General features: G+C 69.3%; 4 protein-coding genes and 1 pseudogene. 2 read left to right on the top strand and 3 right to left on the bottom strand.

The features are described from left to right. The coding region (locus ACIQOV_RS28645; RefSeq protein WP_401053371.1) for a hypothetical protein at nt 1-221 on the top strand (221 nt) is incomplete at its 5' end. A 642-nt stretch (nt 222-863) separates the two neighbouring features. Further along, entirely contained in the window at nt 864-2,231 is a 1,368-nt protein-coding gene (locus tag ACIQOV_RS28640; protein ID WP_401053369.1) for a tyrosine-type recombinase/integrase, read from the top strand. Between the two features lie 193 nt (nt 2,232-2,424). Here ACIQOV_RS28640 and ACIQOV_RS28635 read toward each other — a convergent pair whose 3' ends face one another. The 3 genes and pseudogenes from ACIQOV_RS28635 to ACIQOV_RS28625 form a co-directional block, all read right to left on the bottom strand. Further along, the gene (locus ACIQOV_RS28635; protein WP_401053368.1) at nt 2,425-3,207 is read right to left on the bottom strand and encodes a hypothetical protein; all 783 of its coding nucleotides are present in this window, start codon (nt 3,205-3,207) and stop codon (nt 2,425-2,427) included. Between the two features lie 51 nt (nt 3,208-3,258). Then, nucleotides 3,259-3,825 carry a hypothetical protein gene (locus ACIQOV_RS28630; RefSeq protein WP_401053366.1) on the bottom strand — a complete coding sequence of 189 codons (567 nt, stop codon included), beginning with the start codon at nt 3,823-3,825 and terminating at the stop codon, nt 3,259-3,261. 174 nt (nt 3,826-3,999) lie between these two features. Continuing rightward, nucleotides 4,000-4,609: pseudogene (locus ACIQOV_RS28625) on the bottom strand (hypothetical protein); the annotation flags it as partial.

Genomic DNA, 4,609 nt, shown 5'->3' with positions numbered 1-4,609 from the left:
GGGCCGGTGGGCCGGGGGGCGTCCGCAGCGGCGGACGCGCCCCCAGCCGGGACGGCTACGGGTGCAGCCTCAACCGCCGGAACCGGCATCGCGCCTGGCCGGCGCTGGTCACCAGTGCGCCGACTCCGGCGACCTGCCACCACGTCAGCCCGTTGGCACATGCCAGGGGCACGGCCACGGTCGAGGCGACCGCGCCGAGGGAGGCCGATACTTCCCAGTAATCGAACCCGGACGGCCACCAGGCCGGCTGCGGGACACTGGTAGGTTCGGCGGTGATCACGGGACGAGTTGACCGCCCCGTGAGGGCGTAGCGGTGCATACGCACTCCTCGCTCCGGGCCCCGGTCATCGGTCTTCCACACCATCGGCCGGGGCCTGCCTTTTGGATGGGCCGACGGTATCGCGCCGCGGACAGGGATTGCACCACGAATGGTTCAACTCCCCTCTGCACGTGCCAATGGGAATGATCGGCGGATGCAACCCGACTGCTTCTCGGGGCCTTGCGGCAACTGGCATTCCCCGCCGTTTTTGTGCGTCGACAAGCCGCGATGCGAGCAGGTCTTGACATTTAGCAGAATTTCCCGGTCAGAAGTGAGCCATTCCAGCAGCACTGCGACTACAGAAATGTAGAAGGCGCGCGCTTTGCCAGTGTTCATCGAGTTGCAAATGCAAGTGAACGGACGGCGATATTCCATTTGTGCCGTGATGCAGATCACACTAGATGGGGTCATTCTGACGTTCGACCCCATCCCCCGCCCCAGGCATCGACCGCTCCGCCCAGCCAAAGCCGGGCGTGGCCCAACGCCGTGAGATCCGGGGGTCCACACTTGCTGTGCGTCCACCTGTCTACTGGAGGAGGACGTCATGCGTGGAACTGGCACGATCTACAAGCGATGCGGCTGCCGCGACCCTCGTACGGGCCGACAACTCGGAAGCCTCTGCCCGGACCTCCACCGCCGTGGCCACGGTTCCTGGTATCTCGCGATGCCACGGCACGCGGCCGTCGACGATCACCGGTCCCGGCTGCGTCGGGGTGGCTACCGCACGCGGGTCGAAGCCGAGCGCGCGCTCAGGCGCCTGCGCGACCCCAACTTCGCGCACCAGGGCGGGCTACTCACAACCGGCCAGTGGCTGCAGCGCTGGTACGACATCGTCGAGCCCCGTCTCCGTCCGTCGACCGCCCGCGGCTACCGCCAGCACCTGGAGCAGTACCTCGTGCCGCTGCTCGGCCGCGAGCTGCTGTGCGAGCTAACCAACGACACGGTCCAGCAGGCGTTCAGCACCATCGTCCGTCGACACCAGGACATGCGCCGACCGGTCAGCGCCGGCACGTTGCGTCGCGTGCATGCGACACTGCGTGCCGCTCTGAACCACGCGGTGCGCAGCGGCCTGCTGGTCACCAACCCTGCTCGCCGCCTGGATCTACCGCGGGCACCTCGGCCACACCCGGTGGTCTGGACGGACAGCCGCGTGGCGGAGTGGAGACGGACAGGTGAACACCCGCCCGTTGCTGTCTGGACACCCACGCAGACCGCCGCGTTTCTGGCGTACGCGAGCGACCATCGCCTGTACGCCCTCTATCACCTGTATGCCTTGCGGGGTCTGCGCCGTGGAGAAGGCGCGGGACTCCGCTGGTCGGATTTCGACGCCGCCGGCCGCACGCTCACGGTCGCACGGCAACTACAGCAGCGGGAGAACGGACGGCTCGAGGTCTGCCCCGTGAAGACGCGTGCCGGCGAACGGACGATCGCCCTCGACCGAAACACCATCCACGTGCTGAACACACACCGTAGCCAGCAGAGAAAGGAGAAACTGGCCGCGGGGATTTGCTGGAATGAGTCCGATTACATTTTTACCGATGCCTACGGGCGTCCGCTGCGCCCGGACTACATCGGCCACGTCTTCCAGGACATGGTGCGCAGAAGCGGCCTGCCGCCCGTCCGGCTCCACGACCTGCGTCATGGTGCGGCGAGTCTCGCCTTGACCGGCGGGTCCGATCTCAAGGTCGTCCAGGCCCAGTTGGGACACTCTACGATCATGACCACCGCCGACACGTACACGTCGGTACTTCCCGAGACGGCCCATCTCAGTGCCGAGGCGACGGCCCGTGTGGTCATCGATGCGGCCCGAAAGCTCTCCCGGGGCATCCGGTACCAGTCCACGCCGCGCAGACGGCGAGCGAAGGGCCGCCAGGGAGTCTCGCCGAAAAGCGGGATGCGTAGCTCAGCGTGAGGCTTTGACGGTCCGTCGCCCGACTTGGGCGCCCCACGAGCGACCCACTCGCGACCCATCGAAGACGGGCCGCCCGCCCCGGTCGTATCTTTACAGGCGCGCGCCGACTGCGGGCAACAGTCGACTCTCCGCCTGGACGACGTCATTCTCCGCGTACCACCCGTAGAAGGCCTTCTATGGGCCCGCTGGGGTGTCAGGAGTCGGTGGGACCGGCCAGGGCCGGGGTGGCGGGTAGAACGAGCGCCTGAAGGCCCTGGTTCCACATCAAGGAGCGGTGGCCCTGGGCCTGGAAGTGGCGGGCCTGGTGTTCGGGGTGCGCCCAGAGGTGACGGACTGCTCGGACGACGTGGCCCTTGTTGAGCCGCCACCACGTCTGGGCGGGTGGCGCCGCCCAGTCGTGTTCGTTGGGGATCGCGTGCAGGGAGGTGCCGTCGGGACCGACGATGTTCGCCGCTTGAATGGCGATGGCGCGCGGACGTACGTCGAGGCTGAGCAGGAGCGCGGTCGCCTGCGGGAAGGTTCGGCGGATGCGGGAGGCGAGGGCGGCGGCCACGTCCGGGGCCGGAAGGTTGAGGAGGTGGCGGCCCGGGCGGTGGTCGGCCATCTCGATGACGGGAAGGTCCGCCCCGAGCAGCACGGTGGACAGCAGCATCTCCGCTTCCTCCAACCAGGACGGTTCCGAGGACAGCGCGGGCGCGCGCCGCCACAGCAACGGCGGGGTCGGGTACAGGTGATCGCGGGGGTTCGCCCACAGGGCGTGGATGCGCTTGGAGGCGAGGGTGCTCTCGAACTCGATCGCGGCGGTCTCGGGGGCTTGGGTCCGGGCTTCGGCGGCGAGGAGTTCGTAGGCGGTGACGGCGAGTGCCTGCCGGGCTTCGGCTTCATGGAGGCACGCGTTTCGGAAGGCGCGGGTCGGGTCGGTGCGCCGGTAGGGGGCGGATCCTGTTGGCGTGAGGATCGGTCGGGGGCTCGACATGTTGGTCCTGGGCAGGGTCGTGGCCGGGCCGGTGCGCGGCCCGGCCGGGCGTCAGTTGGTCTCGTGCAGCATGCGGTCGGCGAGGTTCTCGATCCGCTCGGTGAGTGCGGTCGCGGCGCGGGCCTGGGCAGGCGTGTGGGGGCTGCCGGGCGAGCAGTGTTGGACGAAGCGCAGCGTGAGCTGGGTTAGCTCGTGCATCGCCACGGGGTCGTGGGCCGGGATCGTCAGGCTCCAGCTGGAGGGGGCGATGCGGTGCGGGGTGCCGGCGCGGTAGGCGAGCAACAGCCGGTCGGTCAACTCGTCGCCGGTGAAGTCGTCGGGCAGCAGCCCGTTCTCGGTCAACCAATCGCAGAACGGGCCGGGCAGGATGAGCGTCCACTTGCTGGTGGCGGGCGCGTGGGTGGCGGCCTGCTCGGCGTAGGCGTAGGCGTAGCCGAGGTGGCGGTTGGCTATCGGGGTGCCGAGGGCCCGGAGTGCCCAGTCGTAGGCGCAGGCGGCGTGCTGGTGGTAGCGGCGGGCGGTGGGACCGAGGTTGGTGTCGGCGGCGGCTTGGCGGTGCCGGTCGCGGGCAGCGGTGACGATCTCGGGGGTGGCAGGTTTCGGAGGCGATGTTGGCATGGCGGCCTTCGATCAAGCAGGGCGTGATTCCTGCGGCGGGTTGGGGGTGGTGGGCTTTTGTGAGCCCCACCACCCCCAACCTCTCCAACCGCTGCCGGGAATGGGCACATCAACTTCCCTATTGCATATCGCATTTGGATGGTCGCGCAGCACCTTCCCCGCTGGGTGCGGGGCTCATTCGGGCCACTGGCCAACGCGGACGGGCTCGGGGTGCAGGCTGATCCCTGTGTTGGAGTCGACGCGGGCGGCCAGGTCGGCGAGGGCACGGACGAAGGCGGCGGCCGTGGTCTCGCCGCGGGCCGTGATGGTCAGGGTGCGCCGGTCCGAGCAGTGGATTCCCTCGGCGACCTTGTGGCCTGGATGGCAGCCGATGAGTTCGAGCAGCCAGCCGGCGCTCACTCGCCAGCGCCCGTAGCTGTCGGTGTGGACGGGGCATCCGGCGGCGGACCAGCGGGCGGCTTGCTCGGGTGTGACGGACGGGTTGAGGAAGACGGAGCCGACCTGCCGGGCGTCGGGTCCGTGAGGGTCGAGGAGCAGGCCGCGGCGGTAGCGGTTGGCGAGGACGGCGGCGGTGGTCTCGGCGATCGGCGGCCGGGCACCGAGCGGGACGCCGAGTTCGTCGGCGAGGGGCCGGAAGGTGATCGGCGCGGCGCTGTTGGTGCGGACGAGGTGGAGGGTCACGGACAGGTCGTGCGGCTCAGCGTGCGGCTCCTCGACGGCGAGCAGCGAGACCACTCCCGCGAACTCGCCCCCGGCGTTCAACTCGCCGATCCGCGCGGCCAGT

The organism is Kitasatospora sp. NPDC091257, from assembly GCF_044757675.1.
Classification (GTDB): Bacteria; Actinomycetota; Actinomycetes; order Streptomycetales; family Streptomycetaceae; genus Kitasatospora; species Kitasatospora lactacystinica.
The sequence above is the reverse complement of the archived record's forward strand: the minus strand, read 5'-3'. Positions and strand labels throughout refer to the sequence as shown.